The 826-nt window shown below is 73.8% G+C and carries 1 protein-coding gene; it reads right to left on the minus strand.

Going from position 1 to position 826, the window contains the following annotated elements; translation table 11 throughout:
- Nucleotides 1-721: helix-turn-helix transcriptional regulator (locus tag ACR9ZG_RS18900; protein WP_481286384.1), on the minus strand; the 721-nt coding region annotated here is incomplete at its 3' end.
- Between the last annotated feature and the right edge of the window lie 105 nt (nucleotides 722-826).

Consider the following 826-nt stretch of genomic DNA (forward strand, 5'->3'; position numbering starts at 1 on the left):
CGCCGACGACCGGGTGGTGGAACCGCTTCGTGCCCGCGCCGTGCGTGCGCACGTTGTGCGCGCCCCACAGCCGCCGGAACGTCTCGCTGCGGGTCGACAGCTCGCCGACGAGGTCCTGCAGGGCGCGATCGTGCGGGTCGCGGCCCGCCTCCGCGCGCATGACGGCGACGCACATGTCGGCGAACAGGTCCCAGTCGGGGTAGAAGTCGCGGGAGGCCGGGTCGAGGAACTGGAACCGCGCGAAGTTGGGCGTCCTCCCGCCGTCGCCGATCATGGGCGAGTAGAAGGCGCGGCCGAGGGCGTTTAAGGCGATGACGTCCGACTGGGTGTTGCGCACGACCGCGATCCCGCCGGTGAACGCCTCCAGCGCCCAGTGCAGGCTCGGCCGGGCGGCGGGGCTCCTGGTCGCCCGGCGGCGCGGCCGGCCGGAGACGGGGATGCCGTCGGCGGCCCGCGCGAGGTCGAACAGGTGCGCCCGCTCGGTGTCGTCGAGCTGCAGCGCCCGCGCGACCGCGTCGAGGACCGCGGTCGAGACGCCGGCGATGGCGCCCCGCTCCAGCTTCGCGTAATACTCGACACTCACGTCGGCGAGCATCGCCACCTCGGAGCGGCGGAGCCCGGCGACCCGGCGGCCGGTCCCGGCCGGCAGTCCCGCCTGCTCGGGAGTCAGCCGCGCCCTGCGCGACATGAGGAATTCGCGCACGTCCGCTCGGTTGTCCATGCGATCGAGCGTACGTCGCGGGACGCCGCCGAGGGATGCCCTGCCGGTACACCTCTCGTCAGGGACTCCCTGCGCGTCGCGATCCGCGGTGTGCTGGATGTCGTG

This window comes from Leifsonia sp. KNZ12-8B, assembly GCF_056755495.1.